This is a genomic window from Streptomyces sp. NPDC088817, from assembly GCF_044750345.1.
Classification (GTDB): Bacteria; Actinomycetota; Actinomycetes; order Streptomycetales; family Streptomycetaceae; genus Streptomyces.
The window spans coordinates 42,088-60,976 of the sequence record NZ_JBIVJN010000014.1; the positions used below are offsets into that span (position 1 = coordinate 42,088).

At 73.1% G+C, this 18,889-nt stretch carries 17 protein-coding genes; 11 read left to right on the plus strand and 6 right to left on the minus strand.

The features are described 5' to 3' along the window. Positions 1-162: 162 nt before the first annotated feature. A complete protein-coding gene (locus tag ACIP4X_RS24530; RefSeq protein ID WP_358731798.1) occupies positions 163-1,137 on the plus strand; it encodes an acyl-ACP desaturase in 975 nt (324 codons plus the stop codon). Here ACIP4X_RS24530 and ACIP4X_RS24535 read toward each other — a convergent pair whose 3' ends face one another. Continuing rightward, positions 1,138-1,404 carry a WhiB family transcriptional regulator gene (locus ACIP4X_RS24535; RefSeq protein ID WP_358731796.1) on the minus strand — a complete coding sequence of 89 codons (267 nt, stop codon included), beginning with the start codon at positions 1,402-1,404 and terminating at the stop codon, positions 1,138-1,140. 213 nt (positions 1,405-1,617) lie between these two features. Between ACIP4X_RS24535 and ACIP4X_RS24540 the strand changes: the two genes are divergently transcribed. Further along, complete coding sequence (locus ACIP4X_RS24540; RefSeq protein ID WP_391458441.1) at positions 1,618-2,409, plus strand: VOC family protein; 792 nt, start codon at positions 1,618-1,620, stop codon at positions 2,407-2,409. A 28-nt stretch (positions 2,410-2,437) separates the two neighbouring features. Here the strand turns inward: ACIP4X_RS24540 and ACIP4X_RS24545 are convergent, their stop codons facing one another. Together ACIP4X_RS24545 and ligD are read right to left on the minus strand one after the other, a co-directional pair. After that, positions 2,438-3,514: a LacI family DNA-binding transcriptional regulator gene (locus ACIP4X_RS24545; RefSeq protein ID WP_401350603.1), complete on the minus strand. Its 1,077-nt coding sequence runs from the start codon at positions 3,512-3,514 to the stop codon at positions 2,438-2,440. A 108-nt stretch (positions 3,515-3,622) separates the two neighbouring features. Then, on the minus strand, positions 3,623-4,648 hold the full coding sequence (gene ligD / locus ACIP4X_RS24550) for a non-homologous end-joining DNA ligase (protein WP_358731790.1): 1,026 nt from the start codon (positions 4,646-4,648) through the stop codon (positions 3,623-3,625). 74 nt (positions 4,649-4,722) lie between these two features. Here ligD and ACIP4X_RS24555 point away from each other — a divergent pair, with 74 nt between their 5' ends. Continuing rightward, positions 4,723-5,793, plus strand: a complete 1,071-nt coding sequence (locus ACIP4X_RS24555; protein ID WP_358731788.1) for an ATP-dependent DNA ligase — start codon at positions 4,723-4,725, stop codon at positions 5,791-5,793. 49 nt (positions 5,794-5,842) lie between these two features. On the opposite strand, the gene ACIP4X_RS24560 is transcribed toward ACIP4X_RS24555, so the two are convergent. Beyond that, on the minus strand, positions 5,843-7,033 hold the full coding sequence (locus ACIP4X_RS24560) for a zinc-dependent alcohol dehydrogenase (RefSeq protein WP_401350607.1): 1,191 nt from the start codon (positions 7,031-7,033) through the stop codon (positions 5,843-5,845). Between the two features lie 235 nt (positions 7,034-7,268). Here ACIP4X_RS24560 and ACIP4X_RS24565 point away from each other — a divergent pair, with 235 nt between their 5' ends. Continuing rightward, positions 7,269-8,258, plus strand: coding sequence for a DUF3048 domain-containing protein (locus ACIP4X_RS24565; RefSeq protein WP_358731784.1), 990 nt, complete (start codon positions 7,269-7,271; stop codon positions 8,256-8,258). Positions 8,259-8,299: 41 nt separating this feature from the next. Here ACIP4X_RS24565 and ACIP4X_RS24570 read toward each other — a convergent pair whose 3' ends face one another. Beyond that, positions 8,300-8,764, minus strand: coding sequence for a MarR family transcriptional regulator (locus ACIP4X_RS24570; protein WP_358731783.1), 465 nt, complete (start codon positions 8,762-8,764; stop codon positions 8,300-8,302). Positions 8,765-9,014: 250 nt separating this feature from the next. Between ACIP4X_RS24570 and ACIP4X_RS24575 the strand changes: the two genes are divergently transcribed. Genes ACIP4X_RS24575 through pcaD form a run of 7 tightly spaced genes read left to right on the plus strand, consistent with a single transcriptional unit; the run spans position 9,015 to position 15,521 of the window. Then, positions 9,015-9,770 carry a CoA transferase subunit A gene (locus ACIP4X_RS24575; RefSeq protein WP_358731883.1) on the plus strand — a complete coding sequence of 252 codons (756 nt, stop codon included), beginning with the start codon at positions 9,015-9,017 and terminating at the stop codon, positions 9,768-9,770. After that, positions 9,770-10,414, plus strand: coding sequence for a CoA transferase subunit B (locus ACIP4X_RS24580; protein WP_358731782.1), 645 nt, complete (start codon positions 9,770-9,772; stop codon positions 10,412-10,414). The genes ACIP4X_RS24575 and ACIP4X_RS24580 overlap by 1 nt, the downstream gene beginning before the upstream one ends. Continuing rightward, positions 10,411-11,649, plus strand: coding sequence for a thiolase family protein (locus ACIP4X_RS24585; protein ID WP_401350611.1), 1,239 nt, complete (start codon positions 10,411-10,413; stop codon positions 11,647-11,649). Before ACIP4X_RS24580 ends, ACIP4X_RS24585 begins: the two co-directional genes overlap by 4 nt. Positions 11,650-11,668: 19 nt before the next feature. Next, positions 11,669-12,442, plus strand: a complete 774-nt coding sequence (gene pcaH, locus ACIP4X_RS24590; protein ID WP_391458449.1) for a protocatechuate 3,4-dioxygenase subunit beta — start codon at positions 11,669-11,671, stop codon at positions 12,440-12,442. 6 nt (positions 12,443-12,448) lie between these two features. Continuing rightward, positions 12,449-13,054, plus strand: coding sequence for a protocatechuate 3,4-dioxygenase subunit alpha (gene pcaG / locus ACIP4X_RS24595; RefSeq protein WP_358731777.1), 606 nt, complete (start codon positions 12,449-12,451; stop codon positions 13,052-13,054). Continuing rightward, positions 13,051-14,409: a 3-carboxy-cis,cis-muconate cycloisomerase gene (pcaB, locus tag ACIP4X_RS24600; RefSeq protein WP_358731776.1), complete on the plus strand. Its 1,359-nt coding sequence runs from the start codon at positions 13,051-13,053 to the stop codon at positions 14,407-14,409. The genes pcaG and pcaB overlap by 4 nt, the downstream gene beginning before the upstream one ends. Beyond that, on the plus strand, positions 14,406-15,521 hold the full coding sequence (gene pcaD / locus ACIP4X_RS24605) for a 3-oxoadipate enol-lactonase (RefSeq protein ID WP_358731774.1): 1,116 nt from the start codon (positions 14,406-14,408) through the stop codon (positions 15,519-15,521). The genes pcaB and pcaD overlap by 4 nt, the downstream gene beginning before the upstream one ends. Before the next feature lie 573 nt (positions 15,522-16,094). On the opposite strand, the gene ACIP4X_RS24610 is transcribed toward pcaD, so the two are convergent. After that, positions 16,095-18,785, minus strand: a complete 2,691-nt coding sequence (locus ACIP4X_RS24610) for an ATP-binding protein (RefSeq protein ID WP_401350615.1) — start codon at positions 18,783-18,785, stop codon at positions 16,095-16,097. Between the last annotated feature and the right edge of the window lie 104 nt (positions 18,786-18,889).

Below are 18,889 nucleotides of genomic sequence, written 5' to 3' on the forward strand. Positions count from 1 at the left end.
CACCCATCTGATCAGCCACCTTTACAGCGAACTTAACCTACGGATTCGTAACCTACGGATTCGTAGCCTACGATCCCGTAGGTTCCCGTGCACCGCTCGCCGGGCCCGTTGCGTTCCGCCCTTGCCCGCTCCCGCTTCTTCACGCGTCCCCCTGGAGTTTCCGTGACCCTTACCTCTCCTCACCTCGGCAGCCCGTCCGCATGGACCGACGCGCGACTGCTGTACGCGCTGGAGGAAGTGGTCGAGCAGGAGCTGAACCGGCATCTGAAGGTCACCAAGGACTGGATGCCGCACGAGTACGTGCCCTGGAGCGACGGCCGCAACTTCCCCGGGCTCTTCGAGGACGGCGAGGCCTGGGACAAGGAGCAGTCCAAGGTCACGGAGGTCGGCCGGATCGCCCTGGTGGTCAACCTGCTCACCGAGGACAACCTCCCCAGCTACCACCACGAGATCGCCACCCTGTTCGGCCGGGACGGCGCCTGGGGCACCTGGGTGCACCGCTGGACGGCCGAGGAGGGCCGGCACGGCATCGTGATGCGCGACTACCTGCTCGCCTCGCGCGCGGTGGACCCGGACAAGCTGGAGCAGTTCCGGATGGCGCACATGAGCGAGGGCTTCGAGTCCGACAACCGGCACTCGATGCTGCACTCGGTCGCGTACGTCGCCTTCCAGGAGCTCGCCACCCGCATCTCGCACCGCAACACCGGTCACCAGTCCGGCGATCCGGTCTGCGACCGCATGCTGTCGCGCATCGCGACGGACGAGAACCTGCACATGGTCTTCTACCGCAACCTGCTCAAGTCGGCGTTCGAACTCGCGCCCGACCTGACCATGCAGGCGGTGCGGGACGTGGTCGTCGACTTCCGCATGCCCGGCCACGGCATCCCCGGCTTCGAGCGGGCGGCGGCGCAGATGGCCATCGGCGGCGTCTACAACCTGCGCATCCACCACGATGACGTACTCCAGCCGGTGCTGCGCTTCCTGAAGGTCCTGGAGATCGACGGGCTCGGCCCCGAGGGTCTTCAGGCGCAGGAGGAGCTGGGCCTGTTCATGGGCGGCCTGGACGCGGAGGCGGCGAAGTTCGACGAGCGGCTCGCCGCGCGGCGGGCCCGGATGGCGGCGCGCGCCGGCGCCTGATCAGCCACCGGCGCACGAGGCGGACCGTCCGGTCCGCCCGAGGGCCTGGCGTTCCTTCTCGGACAGCCCGCCCCAGACGCCGAAGCGCTCGTCGTTGGCGAGGGCGTACTCCAGGCAGGCCGGGCGCATCTCGCACATCCCGCAGATGCGCTTGGCCTCACGCACGGAACTGCCCGGCTCGGGAAAGAAGAAGTCGGCCCCGGTCTGCGCGCACAGGGCCCGTTCCTGCCAGGCGATGTCGTCCGGGGCGGTGGTCTCGAAGTGCATGCACGCCATCGTGCCGACCGCCGCGAAACATCCGCTCAACGCCGGATCAACGCGGACACCCGTGCCCGCGCACCGCCCCGATGATGGCCGCAGACCCACCGCGGACGCACGACGGCGCGCGGGGACGCCCCGGTCGTGTTGCGGCGGCGGTTGTCAGTGGGGGGTGACAGACTCGGCAGTGCATGGATTCGGGCACCTCGAAGGAGGGCAAGGATGCTCACCACCCGTTTCGTCAACGGCGCTCCGAACTGGATCGATGTCGGCACCCCCGACATCGACGGCGCCCGCTCCTTCTACGGCGCTCTCTTCGGCTGGGAGTTCCAGTCGGCCGGCCCGCAGGCCGGTGGGTACGGCTTCTTCCAGCTCGGCGGCAGGACGGTGGCCGGCGGGATGCAGACCTCGCCGGAGCAGGGGCCGCCCTCCTGGACCGTGTACTTCCAGAGCGCCGACGCGGCGGCCACCGCCAAGGCCGCCGAGGAGGCGCACGGCACCGTGCTGGTCCAGCCCATGGACGTCATGGGCGAGGGCCACATGGCGGTCCTCGCCGACAAGGCGGGCGTGCCGTTCGGCCTCTGGCAGCCGGGGCGGATCAAGGGCGTGGACGTGGCCGGCGAGGCGGGCTCGCTGTGCTGGGTCGAGCTGTACACGGCGGACATCGCCGCAGCGGCCGCGTTCTACCACAAGGTGCTGGGCCTGGAGACCTCCGGCGTGCCCTTCCCGGGCGGCACCTACACGTGCGTGAATCCCGCCGAGGGCGGCGAGGACGCCATGTTCGGCGGCATCGTGGCCCTCTCCGACGACCCGACCGAGGCGAAGACGGGCGCGTACTGGCTGCCGTACTTCGAGGTCCGGGACACGGACGCGACGGTGGCCAGGGCCGAGGAACTGGGCGGCACGATCCGGGTGCCGGCCACCGACGTCACGGGAGTCGGCCGCATCGCCCGGCTCGCCGACCCCTACGGCGCCCGCTTCGCGGTGATCAGGAGCACCCCGTCGGCGGCGTGAGGCCACCCCGGCGCCCCGCAGAGGGGCTTTACGCGGAGGCGCGCCGTACGAGTGTGGTCGGCAGGACGACACCGCGCGGCGCGCCGCCCACCCCGGCCTCGGCGCCGTGCCCGTCGAGGCCGCGCAGCAGGAGGCGCGCCATCAGCCGGCCCATCCCCTCTATGTCCTGACGCACGGTCGTCAGCGGCGGCTCGGTCTGCTCGGCCACGGGCAGCATGTCGTCGAAGCCGACCACGGCGACGTCTTCGGGGACCCGCAGTCCGCGCTCGCGCAGCACGCGCAGGGCTCCGGAGGCGGTGAGGTCGTTGGCGGCGAACACCGCGTCCAGGTCCGGGCAGCGGTCGAGGAGTTCGCGCATGGCGCGTTCGCCGCCGGCCGGGGTGAAGTCGCTCTCCACGATCAGCCGCGGGTCGGCGTCGACCATCACGTCCCGGAAGCCGTCGAGCCGGTCCGCCGCCGAGGTCTGGTCGAGGGCACCGGTGATGTGCCCGATCCTGGTCCGGCCGAGGCCGACCAGATGCCGTACGGCCTCCCGCGCCCCGCCCCGGTTGTCGCAGTCGACGTAGACGACCGCGGAGCTCCCGGCCGTCCGCGCGGAGTCCGCGGCGCCGGGGGCGGAGTCGTCGCTCCAGCCGGGCCGCCCGCCGAACACGGTCGGCACCCCGGCGCGCCGGATCAGCCCCGGCAGCGGGTCGTCCAGGTGCAGCGAGAACACGAGCGCGCCGTCCACATGGCCGCCGGCGAGATAGCGCCCGACCCTGGCGTGGTCGTCGCGCCCCTCCGTCAGCAGCAGCACGAGCTGCGAGTCGTGGGCCGTCAGCTCCTTGCTGATGCCCCTCAGTTGCAGGGCGAAGAAGGGGTCGGCGAAGACCCGGGTCTCCGGTTCGGCGATGACGACGGCGACGGCGTCGTGCCGCTTGGTCACCAGGCTGCGGGCGGCCTGGTTCGGCACGTACCCGAGTTCCTCCACGGCCCGGCGCACCCGCTCGGCCAGCGGCTCCCGCACCCCGTCCCCGCCGTTCACGACCCGGGACACGGTGGCCCGCGACACCCCCGCACGCGCGGCCACGGCCTCCAACGTGGGACGCGACGCTGTCTCGGTCACTTCTGGGCTCCTCACCGGCGGTTGTGGATCAGGATAACCGCGCACGGGCCCCGTCGTGAGAGCGCTCTCGTCCCGCAACGCGCCTTCCACCGAGGGTGCCGGGCGGACTCAGCCGGCGTCCGGGCCCTGCTTCCTCGCCCGGCTCGGCTGGACCCGTTTCGGCTCGCCGGGCATCTTCGGATACTCGGGCGGGTAGGGCAGATCGCCGAGGCCGTGGTCGCGTTCGTCCTGGGCGGCCAGCTCCAGCAGGGCCTCCAGGGAGTAGGCGTGGTCGTCCATGTCGGCGTGCACGTCGCCGACTTCGGCGAACCGGGCCGGCATGGTGGCAACGTCGAAGTCCTCGGGCCGGGCAGCGCCGACCTCCTCCCAGCGCAGGGGCGCCGAGACGGGGGCGTGGGGGCGGGGGCGCACGGAGTAGGCGGAGGCGATGGTGCGGTCGCGGGCCGTCTGGTTGTAGTCCAGGAAGATCCGGGCGCCGCGCTCCTCCTTCCACCACTTGATCGTCACCTGCTCGGGCATCCGGCGCTCCATCTCCCGGCCCACGGCGATCGCGGCGCGCCGTACCTGGGTGAAGGTCCAGCGCGGCTGGATCGGCACGAACACGTGCAGACCGCGCCCGCCGGAGGTCTTGGGCCAGCCGCGCAGTCCCCCGAACTCCTCCAGCAGGGACCGCAGTTCGTGGGCGGCGCGCACGGCGTCGGTGAAGTCGGTGCCGGGCTGCGGGTCGAGGTCGATGCGCAGTTCGTCGGGGTGGTCGACGTCGTCGCGGCGCACCGGCCAGGGGTGGAAGGTGAGCGTGCCGTACTGGGCGGCCCACACCACGGCGGCCTCCTCCGTGGGGCACATCTCGTCGGCGCTGCGTCCGCTGGGGAAGGTGATGTGGGCGGTGGGAATCCATGAGGGCATCCCCTTGGGCGCCCGCTTCTGGAAGAACCACTCGCCGGTGATGCCGTCCGGGTAGCGCTCCAGGGTGGTGGGGCGGTCGCGCAGGGCGCGCAGGATGCCGGGGGCGACGGACTGGTAGTACCGGGCGACGTCCAGCTTGGTGAATCCGGGCTCGGGAAAGAACACCTTGTCCGGGCTGGACAGCCGTACGGTCCGGCCGCCGACCTCCAGTTCCACCGCATCGCCCATGCGAGCCACGGTAGGGGCAGCGCGCGCGCCTCGCACACCGGGCGGGCCCGCGCGCGGGCGCGCAGAATCTAGGCATGGACCTGCCGGTGATGCCGCCCGTGAAGCCGATGCTCGCCAAGTCGGTGGCGAGGATCCCGCCGGACATGCAGTACGAGGCGAAGTGGGACGGGTTCCGGGCGATCGTGTTCCGCGACGGCGCCGAGGTCGAGCTCGGCAGCCGCACCGGAAAGCCGCTGACCAGGTACTTTCCCGAGCTGGTCGAGGCGCTCAGGGAGCGGCTGCCCGAGCGGTGCGTGCTGGACGGGGAGATCGTGATCGCGCGGGAGGGCCGGCTGGACTTCGACGCGCTGACCGAACGGATCCACCCGGCGGACTCCCGGGTACGCATGCTGGCGGAACGGACCCCGTCCTCCTTCGTGGCCTTCGACCTGCTGGCCCTGGACGGCGAGTCCCTGCTGGACGTGCCGCTGTCCGACCGGCGTGCGCTGCTGGTCCGGGCGCTGGCGGAGGTGACCGCCCCGGTGCACGTGGCACCCGCGACGACCGACGTCGAGGTGGCCCGGCGCTGGTTCGAGCAGTACGAGGGCGCGGGCCTGGACGGTGTCGTCGCCAAGCCGCTGGGGCTGCGCTATCTCCAGGACCAGCGGGCCATGTTCAAGGTCAAGCACGAGCGCACGGCGGACGTGGTGGTCGCCGGGTTCCGTCACCACAAGAGCGGCCCGGTCGTCGGCTCGCTGCTGCTCGGCCTCTACGACGACCGGGGCACCCTCCAGCACGTGGGCGTGTGCGCCGCGTTCCCGATGAAGCGGCGCGCCGAGCTGATCGAGGAGCTGGAGCCGCTGCGGATGGACGACGTGGCCGGGCACCCGTGGGCGGCCTGGTCGGACGAGGCTGCCCACGAGGCGGCCCGGCTGCCGGGCGCGCCCAGCCGCTGGTCGGGGAAGAAGGACCTGTCCTGGGTGCCGCTGCGCCCGGAGCGGGTGGCCGAGGTGGCCTACGACCACATGGAGAACGGGGCCCGGTTCCGGCACACGGCCCGCTTCCGCCGCTGGCGCCCGGACCGCACGCCGGAGAGCTGCACCTACGCCCAGTTGGAGGAGCCGGTCCGCTACGACCTGGCGGAGGTCCTCGGCTCCCGCACCTGAGCCGGTGCGCGTACGGGGGCGGCGGCGGTCGGGGCGCGGCTCGCGGGCCTCACGGCCGCATGACGACCTTGACGGCGCCCTCCTGCTTGCGCTGGAACATCTCGTACGCGTGGGGGGCGTCGGACAGCGGCAGCCGGTGCGTGGCGAAGTCGTCGACGCCCAGCGGGTCCTCATCCTTGAGGTAGGGCATGATCTCGTCGGTCCAGCGGCGGACGTTGGCCTGGCCCATGCGCATCTGGATCTGCTTGTCGAACATCGTGAGCATCGGCATGGGGTCGGCCGTGCCGCCGTAGACGCCGCTGAGGGAGAGCGTGCCGCCGCGGCGCACCAGTTCGATGGCGGTGTGCAGGGCGGCGAGCCGGTCCACGCTGAAGCGTTCGGCGAGCGGTGCGCTCAGCGCGTGCGGCAGCGCCGACGCGGCCTGCTGGACGAGCCGGGCGGCCGCGCTGCCGTGCGCCTCGGTGCCGACCGCGTCGATCACGGCGTCGGGCCCGCGTCCCTGTGTCTCGTCGCGGATCGCCGCGACCAGTTCCTTCTCGTTGTCGAAGCCCCGCAGGTCGTACGTCTCCACGCCCCGCCTGCGCGCCCGGGCCAGCCGCTCGGGGACCAGGTCCACGCCGAACACCCGCTCGGCGCCGCGCGCCTTGGCGATCCGGCACGCCATGTCGCCGATGGGGCCGAGGCCGAGCACGGCCACGCTGCCGCCGCGCGGCACATCGGCGTAGGCGACCGCCTGCCAGGCGGTCGGCAGCACGTCCGAGAGGTAGAGGAACCGGTCGTCGGGCGGGCCCTCGGGAAGCTTGATCTGGCCGAACTGCGCCTGCGGGACACGCAGGTACTCGGCCTGGGCACCCGGCACGGCGCCGTACAGGCGGGTGTAGCCGAACAGGGCGGCGCCCATGCCCTCGCTGGTGACCTGGGTGGTCTCGCACTGAGTCGTCAGACCCGCGTGGCACATGAAGCAGTGCCCGCAGGAGATCTGGAAGGGTACGACCACCCGGTCGCCGGGCCTGAGGTGCGTCACCTCGGCGCCGACCTCCTCCACGATGCCCATGGGCTCGTGGCCGAGGATGTCGCCCGGTGTCATGAACGGCGTGAGCACCTCGTAGAGGTGCAGGTCGGAGCCGCACAGGCCGGTCGAGGTGATCCGGATGACGGCGTCCGTCGGCTTCTGGATCTTCGGGTCGGGGACCTCGTCCACCCGAACGTCGCGTTTGCCCTGCCACGTCACTGCCTTCATCGCGGCGCGCTCCCTCCGTCGTGCTGCGCCTCCCGTGCCGCGCCCGGGTACCCGGGGCCCGACCCGCCGAATCGCCGGTCGCCTCATTGGGCCGTTCGGCCCACCGGGCCGCGCTCGATGGGCCGGTCGCCCCGACGGGTCACGCTCGATCAGAAACGAGCGGGTATGGCCACCGATGAACGGATAAACAGACAGTCAAGGGACAAGGCGCGGAGACGGGGGTTGAACTGTGGGCATGGGAGGAAGTACGCGCATGCGGTGCGCCGCCTCGGCGGTGGCACTGCTGGCCGCTGTGACGACGGGCTGCACGGCGCGGCACGGCACCGCCGGGGACCAACAGGACGGAAAGGGGGGCACTCCCGCGCCCGTGCGGGAACTGCCGCGGACCCCGGCACCGAGTCCGGAGCACGCCGGACCCGTCCTCGCCGTCAAGATCGACAACGTGCGGGCGGCACGCCCGCAGACCGGCGTCGACGCCGCCGACATCGTGTACGCGGAACCGGTCGAGGGCGGGCTGAGCCGGCTGATGGCGGTCTACGCCACCCGTCTGCCCCCGGTCGTCGGGCCGGTGCGCAGCGCACGCGAGTCCGACCTCGAACTACTGCGCCAGTTCGACCACCCCACGCTCGCCTTCTCCGGCGCCCAGCACAAACTGCTGCCGCTGATCAACGCCGCGCCGCTGACCCCCAGGACACCCGACGACAAGCCCGACGCGTACTTCCGGGGCACCGCCAAGCCGTCACCGCACAACCTGTACCTGCGCCCCGGCAAGCTCCTCGGCTCGGCCCCGGGAGCGAACGCGCTGACCACCGGCTTCCGCTACGGTCCTGCGCCCGCGGGCGGCCGCGCCGAGACCTCGCGCACGGTCGACTACCCGGCGGCCCGGTTCACCTTCACCTGGTCGGCGCGGCGGCACGGCTGGCAGGTGGCGATGGACGGACAGCAGACCGTCACGACCGACGGCCGCAGGGTCGTGCCCGCGACGGTGGTGGTGCAGCACGTGAAGGTGCGCAAATCGGACCTGCATGACGTGCTCGGCAACTACACCCCGTACACCGAGACCGTCGGTTCCGGGAAGGCGGAGGTGCTACGCGGCGGACGGGTGTACGACGCCGTATGGAAGCGCCCGAGCGCGGCGGACGGCACACGGTTCACGGCCGCCGACGGCACGGACGTGAACTTCGCCCGGGGCCAGGTATGGGTGGTCCTCACCCCGGAACCGTGATCCGCGGACGTGACCGAGGACGATGACGGTGACGGGCGCGATCAGGGCTGCGCCGCGAGGGGTTCGGCCGGATGGCGCAGCCCCTCGGCCGCGTCCGCGACCCGCCGGATGAGATCGAAGAAGAGGGCCTGCTCGTCGGCGCTGAGCGGCCCCAGGAAGACCTGGTTCATCCGGGCCGTGCGCACGGTGAGCTTCCGGTGGGTGCGCTCCCCCTCGCCGGTCAGCCGCAGCAGGAAGCGGCGGCCGTCCTGCGGGTCGCGCACCTTGTCGAGCAGTCCGCGACGGCCGAGGCGGCTGATCACCTCGGCGATGGTGGACCGGTCGAGGCCCACCCGCTCCCCCACCGTGCGCTGGTCGAGGCCCGGCTCGGCGACGAGCACGTTCAGGACCGCGAACTGCGGCGAGGTGATCTCCTCGGAGACCATCGTGTTCCAGAGCAGGTAGTGCGCCTGCTGCAACCGCCGGGCCAGATGCCCGGGGTGGGTCGAGAGGTCCACCGCGCCCATGTGCGCTCCTCGCGTCGATCCGTCGTATCAGTCGTATCAGTCGTGACTTTTGTAGGTGCACTGAACGATACCGCCGATGAGTCATCTCTCCACCATGGATTCCCCGGCCCTGCGAAAGCCCTGCTCGTCCTGGTCAAGTGGGGTATTGACGGGGCGCGCGCCAAGTGGCAGCGTGAGGGAACCGCCAAAATAGTCAGTGCGCTGACTATCTGCGGTTGCTGGACGCTCGTCAGAGATGAGGCTTGATTCGATGGACAAGGTGGTCGCCACAGCCGCCGCGGCCGTGGCCGATGTGCCGGACGGCGCGTCGCTCGCGGTCGGTGGCTTCGGGCTGAGCGGGGTGCCGAACGTGCTGATCGGCGCGTTGTACGACCGCGGGGTGGGCGGGCTGTCGGTCGTCTCCAACAACTGCGGTGCGATGGAGTCGGGTCTGGCGGTGCTGCTGGCCGCGGGCCGGATCGGGCGGGTGACGGGCTCCTACATCGGGGCCAACAAGGAGTTCGCGCGGCAGTACCTGGCCGGTGAGCTGGAGGTCGAGCTGATTCCGCAGGGCACGCTGGCTGAGCGGCTGCGCGCGGGCGGGGCGGGGATTCCCGCCTTCTACACGCCTGCGGGTGTGGGTACGCAGGTGGCCGAGGGCGGGCTGCCGTGGCGGTACGACGGGCAGGGCGGAGTGGCGCTGGCGTCCCCGCCGAAGGAGGTGCGGGAGTTCGACGGCACCGAATACGTGCTGGAACGCGGGATCCGGACCGATTTCGCGCTGGTGCGCGCGGCGAAGGGCGACCGGCACGGCAACCTGGTCTTCAACAAGTCCACCCGCAACTTCAACCCGCTCGCCGCGATGGCCGGCAAGGTCACCGTCGCGGAGGTGGAGGAACTGGTCGAGCCGGGAGAGATCGACCCGGACGCGGTGCACCTGCCGGGCATCTTCGTCCAGCGCGTGGTGGCCCTCACCCCGGAGCAGGCGGCGGACAAGAAGATCGAGCAGCGGACGGTGAGCAGCTGATGGCCTGGACACGTGAGGAGATGGCCGCCCGTGCCGCGCGGGAACTCCGGGACGGCCAGTACGTCAACCTGGGCATCGGTCTGCCCACCCTGATTCCGAACCATCTGCCGGAGGGCGTGGAGGTGGTCCTGGAGTCCGAGAACGGCATCCTGGGCACCGGTCCCTACCCCACCGAGGACGCCGTCGACCCGGACCTGATCAACGCGGGCAAGGAGACGGTGACGGTCCTGCCCGGTGCCTCCTTCTTCGACTCGGCACTGTCGTTCTCGATGATCCGCGGCGGGCACATCGACGTCGCCGTGCTCGGCGCGATGCAGGTGTCCGCGGGCGGTGACCTGGCGAACTGGGCGGTCCCGGGCAGGATGGTCACGGGGATCGGCGGGGCGATGGACCTGGTCCACGGCGCCCGCACGGTGATCGTGGTGATGACCCACACCGCCAAGGACGGCAGCCCCAAGATCGTCGAAGAGTGCGTGCTGCCGCTGACCGGCAGGGCGTGCGTGGACCGGATCATCACCGACCTCGGCGTCCTCGACGTCACCGGTGACGGACTCGTCCTCGTGGAGACCGCGCCCGGCGTCGGCGTCGAGGAGATCACCGCCAAGACCCACGCCGAGCTGACCGTCGCAAAGGACCTGCTGTGAAGACCGTCTACCTCGTCGACGCGGTCCGCACCCCGATCGGCCGCTACAACGGCGCCCTGGCGAGCGTCCGCCCGGACGACCTCGCCGCCCACGCGATCCGCGAACTCCTCGCCCGCACCCCCGGCCTGGACCCGGCCCGGATCGAGGACGTCCACTTCGGCAACGCCAACGGCGCCGGGGAGGAGAACCGCAACGTCGCCCGCATGGCCGCGCTGCTGGCGGGCCTGCCGACCTCGGTGCCGGGCGTGACGGTGAACCGGCTGTGCGCCTCGGGCCTGGAGGCGGTGATCCAGGCCGCCCGCGCCATCGCCGTCGGCGACGCGTCCATCGCCCTCGCCGGCGGTGTGGAGTCCATGACCCGCGCCCCCTACGTGCTGCCCAAGAGCGACCGGCCCTTCCCGGCCGGGCACACCGAGCTGTACTCGACCACCCTCGGTTGGCGCATGGTCAACCCGGGGATGGACCCGCAGTGGACCGTCCCGCTGGGCGAGAGCGCGGAGTTGATCGCCGAGAAGCACGGGATCAGCCGCGAGCAGCAGGACGAGTTCGCGCTCGCCTCCCACCGGAAGGCCGCGGCCGCTCAGGAAGCGGGCCTGTTCGACGCCGAGTTGGCGCCGGTCGCCGTGCCGCGGCGCAAGGGCGACCCGGTACTGTTCGCCGCCGACGAGTCCGTACGCCCGGACACGTCCCTGGAAGCCATGGCCAAGCTCAAGCCGTCGTTCCGCAGCGCGAGCGAAGCGAGATGGGGGTCCCGGCCGGAGGCTGGGGGAGGCACGGTGACCGCCGGGAACGCCTCCCCGCTGAACGACGGCGCCGCCGCTCTGCTCCTCACCGACGAGGAGGGCCTGAAGGCCACCGGCCGCGAGCCGTTGGCCCGGATCTCCGCCAGCGGGCTGGCCGCCGTGGACCCGCACTGGTTCGGTCTGGCCCCCGTCGAAGCCGTCAACCGGGCGCTGGCGAAGGCCGGCAGGACCTTCGCCGACCTCGACACCCTGGAACTCAACGAGGCGTTCGCCGCCCAGGTCCTCGGATGCGTCGCGGAGTGGCCCGAGTTCGACCCCGCCGTCCTCAACCCCCAGGGCGGTGCCATCGCCCTCGGTCACCCGCTCGGCGCCTCCGGCGCCCGGCTCGCCGGCACCGTCGCCCACCAACTCGCCCGCAAGGGCGGAGGAGTCGGCGTCGCCGCCCTCTGCATCGGCGTCGGCCAGGGCCTCGCCCTCGTCCTCGAACGCTAAGGAAGGGTTAGGAAACCCCATGGCTCTCACCCAGCACGACATCGACCAGGAGATCGCGGCCGAGCACGCCGCGTACGAGAAGCGTGTCGCCGAAGGCGCCCCGGTCGAGCACCATCCACGCCGCGACTACGCGCCGTACCGCTCCTCGGTGCTGCGCCACCCCCGGCAGCCGCTGGTCGCCATCGACGTCAGCAAGGACCCGGAACTGGTCGAGCTGGCCTCGCCCGCGTTCGGCGAGCGTGACCTCACCATGATCGACAACGACCTCACCCGGCAGCACACGGGTGAGCCGGTCGGTGAGCGGATCACCGTCTCCGGGCGGCTGCTCGACCGCGACGGGCGGCCCGTGCGCGGCCAGCTCGTCGAGATCTGGCAGGCCAACTCCGCGGGCCGCTACGCCCACCAGCGCGAGCAGCACGACGCGCCGCTCGACCCCAACTTCACCGGCGTCGGCCGTACGCTGACCGACGCGGACGGCTTCTACCGGTTCACCACGATCCAGCCGGGCCCGTACCCGTGGCGCAACCACGTCAACGCCTGGCGTCCGGCGCACATCCACTTCTCGGTCTTCGGCACGGCGTTCACGCAGCGGCTGGTGACGCAGATGTACTTCCCGAACGACCCGCTGTTCCCGTACGACCCGATCCTCCAGTCCGTGACGGACGACGCGGCCCGGCAGCGGCTGGTCGCCACCTACGACCACAGCCTGTCGGTGCCGGAGTTCTCGCTCGGCTACCAGTGGGACATCGTGCTGGACGGCCCGCACGCCACCTGGCTCGAAGAAGGGCGCTGACCTGCCATGACGAAGATCGACACGAGCAGCCCCGAGAACGTGCTGCCCACTCCGTCGCACACGGTGGGCCCCTTCTACGGGTACGCGCTCCCCTTCCGGGGCGGCGAGGACATCGCGCCCCTGGGACACCCGGACACCGTCACCGTGCACGGCTACGTGTACGACGGCGAGGGGCGGCCCCTGCCGGACGCCCTGGTGGAGGTGTGGGGGCCCGACCCCGACGGCAATCTGCCCGCCGTCGACGGCTCGATGCGGCGCGATCCCGCCTCCGGCGACCACCTCGGCCGCAACGGCGTGGAGTTCACCGGCTTCGGCCGCATCCAGACCGACGCCGACGGCCACTGGTACGCGCGGACGCTGCGGCCCGGCGCGCGCGGGCACAACGCCCCCTACCTCAGCGTGTGCGTGTTCGCGCGCGGGCTGCTCGTACACCTGTTCACCCGGATCTACCTCCCCGGTGACGAGGCCGCGCTGGCCGCCGACCCGCTGCTCGCCCGGCTGGACGAGGAGCGGCGCGCCACGCTGATCGCCGCGCGGGAGGACAGCGGGGCCCACCGTTTCGACATCCGCCTTCAGGGCGAGGGCGAGACGGTCTTCCTGGAGTTCCGGTGACTCCGTCCGCCGCCCGTCCCGCCGCCGTGAGCATCGACGTCGGCCTGCTCGGTCCGGGCTGGGCCGGCTCCCCCGCCGCGTCCGCGACGAGCGACTCGGCCTGGCTGGGGGCCCTGCTCGACGCGGAGGCGGCGCTCACCCGCGCCCAGTCCGCGCTCGGCCTCGCCCCGGCCGGGGCGGCCGAGGCGGTGACCCGGGCGGCCGAGCCGGGCCGCTTCGACCTGCGCTCGCTCGCCGAGCGCGCCCGCGGCGGCGGCAACCCGGTCATCCCGCTGGTCGCCGACCTCACCGAGGCCGTGGGCGAGGAGTACAGCTCCTACGTGCACCGGGGCGCGACCAGCCAGGACATCATGGACACGGCGTCGATGCTGGTCGCCGTGCGCACGCTGGACCTGGTCCTCGCCGATCTGGCCCGCACCGAGCGGGCGCTGGCCCGGACGGCCGCCGCGCACCGCGACACGGCGATGCCGGGCCGGACGCTGACCCAGCACGCCGTGCCGACGACGTTCGGCCTGAAGGCGGCGGGCTGGCGGTCGCTGGTGCTGGACGCCCGGGACCGGATCATCCGGGTGCGGGACTCCCTGCCCGTCCAACTCGGCGGCGCGGCGGGGACATTGGCGGCCTTCTCCGCCTACGGCGCCGGGGACCCGACCGCGCTCGTCGCCGCGTACGCCCGTGAACTGGGCCTGTGCGAGCCACTGTTGCCCTGGCACACGCTGCGCACCCCGGTCGCCGACCTCGCCGGATGCCTCGCCTTCGCCGCCGGGGCGCTGGGCAAGATCGCCGCGGACGTGCTGCTGCTGACCCGTACGGAGACCGCGGAACTCGCCGAGGGCAGCGGCGGCGGTTCCTCCGCCATGCCGCACAAGGCGAACCCCGTGCGGTCCACGCTGATCGCGGCCGCCGCCCAGCGCGCGCCGCACCTCGCGGCCGGCCTCCACGGTTCGCTGGTGGCGCCGGACGAACGGCCGCCCGGCGCCTGGCACGCGGAGTGGGAGCCGCTGCGGGAGCTGCTGCGACTCGTCGGCGGCGCGGCCCGCGACGCCGCGGAGCTGACCGAGGGCCTGCGGGTGAACGCGGACGCGATGCGCGCCCATCTCGGGCTGACCCATGGGCTGATCGTCTCCGAGCGGCTGTCTGCCGAGCTGGCCCCCGTGCTCGGCCGGGCCCGCGCCAAGGAGCTGCTCACCGAACTCGCCCGGCGCGCCTACGCGGAGAACCGGAGCCTCGGAGAACTCCTGTCCCGGCAGCCCGAGTTGAAGGACGTGGGTGTGGACCTGGGCGAGCTCACCGACCCGGCCCGTTACACCGGCTCCGCCGGAGCCCTCACCGACCGTGCCCTGGAGCGACGTTGACTCTGCACCACCTCCTCGAAGGCCCCGCCTCCGCTCCCCCGCTGCTGCTCGGGCCGTCCCTCGGCACGTCGTACGCACTGTGGGACAAGGTCGCCCCCGAGCTGGCGATCTCCCACCGGGTGGTCCGCTGGGACCTGCCCGGGCACGGAGGTTCACCGGCCGGGCTGATCGGGCCCGGCGCGACCGTCGGCGACCTCGCCGGCCTGGTGCTGGCGCTCGCCGACTCGCTCGGCATCGAACGGTTCGCGTACGCCGGGGTTTCGCTGGGCGGCGCCGTGGGACTGCACCTCGCCGTGCACCACCCCGAACGCGTCGACTCGCTCGCCGTGATCTGCTCGTCGGCCCACTTCAACGGTGCCCAGGCATGGCGGGAGCGGGCCGAACGGGTCCGGCGGGACGGGCTCGAATGGCTGGTCGAGAGCGCCCGCGCCCGGTGGTTCGCCGGTGACTTCACCGTGCCGGAACTGGTCCGGGACCACCGGGAGGCCGACCCGGAGTCGTACGCCGCCTGTTGCGACGCGCTGGCCGCCTTCGACCTCACCGACCGGCTCCCGGAGATCGGCGCGCCCACGCTGCTGGTCGCGGGCCGCGAGGACCCGGCCACCCCGCCCGCGCATCTGCGGCAGATCGCCGACGCGGTGCCCGGCTCCGCGCTGACCGAGATCCCCGGCGCCTCGCACCTGGCGCCCGCGCAGTGCCCCGAGGCGGTCCTGGCGGCGCTGCGCACCCACCTCGACGGTGCTCCCCGGCGGGGCATGGAGGTGCGCCGCGAGGTGCTCGGCGACGCGCACGTCGACCGGGCGCAGGCCCGGCAGACCCCGTTCACGGCCCGCTTCCAGGACTTCATCTCCCGCTACGCCTGGGGCGAGATCTGGACCGACCCGACGCTGAGCCGCCGCGAGCGCAGCCTGATCACCCTGACGGCGCTGATCGCGCACGGCCACTACGACGAACTGGCCATGCACGTACGGGCGGCCCGCCGCAACGGGCTCACCCCCGACGAGATCGGCGCGGCACTGCTCCAGAGCGCCGTGTACTGCGGAGTCCCGGCGGCCAACTCGGCCTTCGCGGTGGCCCAGCGGGTGCTGGCGGAGGAGCCGGACGAGGAGTGACGGGCCGCCGGTCACCGGCACGCACGCGGACGCCGGGGCCCCGAACCGGCTGCCGGATGTGGACCGGAGTCTTTGGCGAGGAGCGACCCGGCAGCCTGCCACCACCGACCTTCGACACGGAGGCGGACGCCCGCCAACCGGCCGACGGGCGCGGACCGGCGCTTGTGGCGAGGAGCGACCCAGCGGCCCGCTACCACCGGCCTCCGACGCGGACGTGGACGCCCGCCGACCGGTCGGCAGGTGCGGACCGGCGCCCTGGGCGAGGAGCACCCCAGCAGCCTGCCACCACCGGCCTCTGACACGGGGGCCAACGCGCGCCGACCAGCCGACGCGCGCGGACCTGCACCTTTGGCGAGGAGCGACCCAGCAGCCTGCCACCACCGGCCTCCAACGCGGACGCGGGCGCCCACCGACCGTCCGGCAGGTGCGGGCCGAGGCGTGTCCGGCGCATCGCGTCGCCGGGTGTCGACGGTCGTCGTCGGCCCGGGTGAGCGGGGTGCGGGTCGCCCGGTCGCGAGCCACGGCGGGGCGGCGTACTGAACCCGCGCCTCCGCGCGGTCCCCGGGACCGGCCCTACGCCGGGGTCTGCCTCAACCCGTGTTCCGACTCCAGCAGTCGTGCCGCCCGTTCCGCCAGGGCGTCCGCGCCGCACGAGCGTGCCAGGGCCAGGCCACGGTCCAGTTCGGCGGCCGAGCGCGAGACGATGCCGAACTCGACGCGGGCGACGGCGTGTTCGTACTGGCAGGGGGAGGCCTCCAGGTAGGTGACGGCCTGGGCGGCCAGCCGGACCGCCCGCTGACCGGTCTCCAGGGCCGCGGCGCAGCGCAGGGCCTCTCCTATGGCGGTGTCGGTGCCGAACCGCTCGCCCTGGCGGCGGAGGTCGGCGACGAGCCGCCCGGCCCGCCCGGGGTCCTCGGTGGCGAGCGCGCGGGCCAGGTCGGCAGCCCAGGGCACCGTCACCGGGTTCTGGTGGCCGCGGGCGGCCGCCGCCTTCTCGGCCGCCTCCAGTTCGTTGACGCCGTCCTCGGCGCGGCCCAGCGCCAGCAGCAGCCGGCCGCGCACGCTGTGCGGATCGGGGAGCACGATGGTGGACGGGTAGGGCGGGGCGAAGCCGTGCTGCTCGGCGACCTCCCAGGCCCGCTCGACATGGCCGCGGGCGAGCAGGGTGTCGACGAGGTTGCAGGTCGCGGTCCAGTACAGGGGCAGCCCGCGGCCGACCCGCTCGGCCAGGCGCAGCGACGCGCGCAGGGCCTCCTCCGCCTCCCGCAGCCGGCCGCGCCTGCGGTGCCCGAGGCCGACGTAGGCGTGGGCGAGGGCGAGGTGGCCGCCGCTCCAGCCGGCGGTCTCGTAGGCGCGCAGGGCCTCGGTGTAGAGGGTCTCGGCTCGGTCGAGGCGGTCGCAGTAGGCGTAGGCGGTGGCCAGCATCAACAGCAGTTCGATGCCCCACTCGGTGTCGGTCCAGCCGAGTCCGGGTGCGAGGCGGCCGTTGACGAGGGCCCGGTCGCACAACTCCACGACCTCCTCGGCGCTCTCGCCGCGGGTCATGGCGTCGAAACCGCGCAGGATCAGCAGGGCGCGCTCGGAGTTGTCGCGTCCGGTGCAGCCGGAGGCGAGCGCGGCGAGGCGCTCGGAGCGGTCCGGGGAGCTGGTCCCGCTCGTGTACAGGCCCTCCCACATGTACTGCACGGCCTGCAACCGCATCCGGGTCGGCCCCGGTTCGTGCCGGGCGGCCTCCGCCTCGACCGTGCGGACGGCCTCCTCCAGTTGGTCGTTGTGGAGCAGAGCCTGGGACAGCCGCCACACTGCGTCCACGCGGGTGGGGCCGTCGAGGCCGGGCATGGCGAGCGCCCGCTGGAGGTGCTCGATGGTGGTGGCGGGCGCGGTGAGCAGTGTGGCGCAGCCCAGCTCGTAGAGCACACGGGCGTGCGTGCCGGGCGTCGGCGGCTCCAGCAGGGCCCGCTCCAGGCAGTGGCGGGCCGCGTCGGACGCGCCGACGGCGAGGTGTTCGCGCGCCGCCTCGCGCAGCTGCTCGACGAGTTCCTGGTCGTCGTCCGGATGGACCTGGAGCAGGTGCCGGGAGGCCGCCGCGGCGCCGAACCCGGAGTCGGTGACCACCTGGGCGGCGATGCCGTGCATGGCGGTGCGCAGGGCGTCCGGGATGGAGTTGTAGACGTCGGTGGCGATCAGCGGGTGCACGAACTCCAGCTCCCCGCCGCCGCCCCGGCCGGTCTCCGGGCCCGGCTCGGTGAGGATGCGGGCGCGGCACAGCAGTTCGGCGCAGCGCTCGGCGTCGTCGCGGGTCATGGTGGCCAGCCGGGCGACGAGCTCCACGGAGATGCCGGTGCCGAGGACCGCGGCGGCCCAGGCGAGCCGGGTGGCGTCTATGCCGAGTTCCTCCAGGCGGGCGACGAGGCCGCCGCCGCGGGCGGAGCGGTTCAGGGCGCGCAGTTCGGCGGCCCGGGCCTCGACCGGTTCGAGTTCGCTGTCGTGCACCTTGGCGAGCAGTTCGACGGTCTCGTACGGGTTGCCGCCGGTGACCGCCCACACCTCGCGGCAGAACGGGGCGTCGGCGTGCGGGCCGAGTCTGGTGCGGGTGAGTCCGGCGGTCGCCTCGGGGGTCAGGGCTTTCAGGGCGTGCACGCCCGCGGCGGCGACGGCCGCGTCCAGGCACCGGGCGCCCTCGCCTCCGATCCCGCCGGGCCGGCGGGCGACCACGAGCAGGACGGGCAGGTCGTCGAGGCGCTCGGCGAACGCGGCGAGCCAGCGCAGGGTCTCCACGTCGGCCCAGTGGGCGTCGTCGATCAGCAGCACCAGCGGCCACTCGCGCTCGGCGAGCCGGCGCACGGCGGCGACCAGGCCGTCGCACACGCCCTGCGGGTCGGCCTGCCCGTCGCGGGGTTCCGCGATGCCGAGGGCGGGGCCGGCGATGTTGTACCAGTCGCCGAGGTACTCGCGGGCCTCCTCGGGCATCAGCGACAGGAGCGCGGGCTGGAGCAGCTGCCGTACCACGTTGAAGGGGACGGAGCGCAGGGTCTCGCCGCCGCGCGCCGACCACACCGCGCAGCCGCGGTCCTGGGCGATGCGGCGGGTCGCGGTCAGCAGGGCGGTCTTGCCCAGACCGGCCTCGCCCTCCAGGACCAGTAGTCCTCCCGAGGACGCGCGGTCGGCGCACAGGACGTCGATCGCGCGTACGACGGCGGTGAGTTCCTCGTCACGCTCCCACAGCGAGTCCGAGGCGGCCGTGCCCGGCCGTACCTCCGTCATTCCGCTACCTCCCCAAGTCGCCCGAGTGCATGCAGACTTCGAGCGTAGCCCCCGAACGTCCCTTGCGGCGGCCCGTCCCGGCGGCTGTTGCCTTGTCGGGTGAC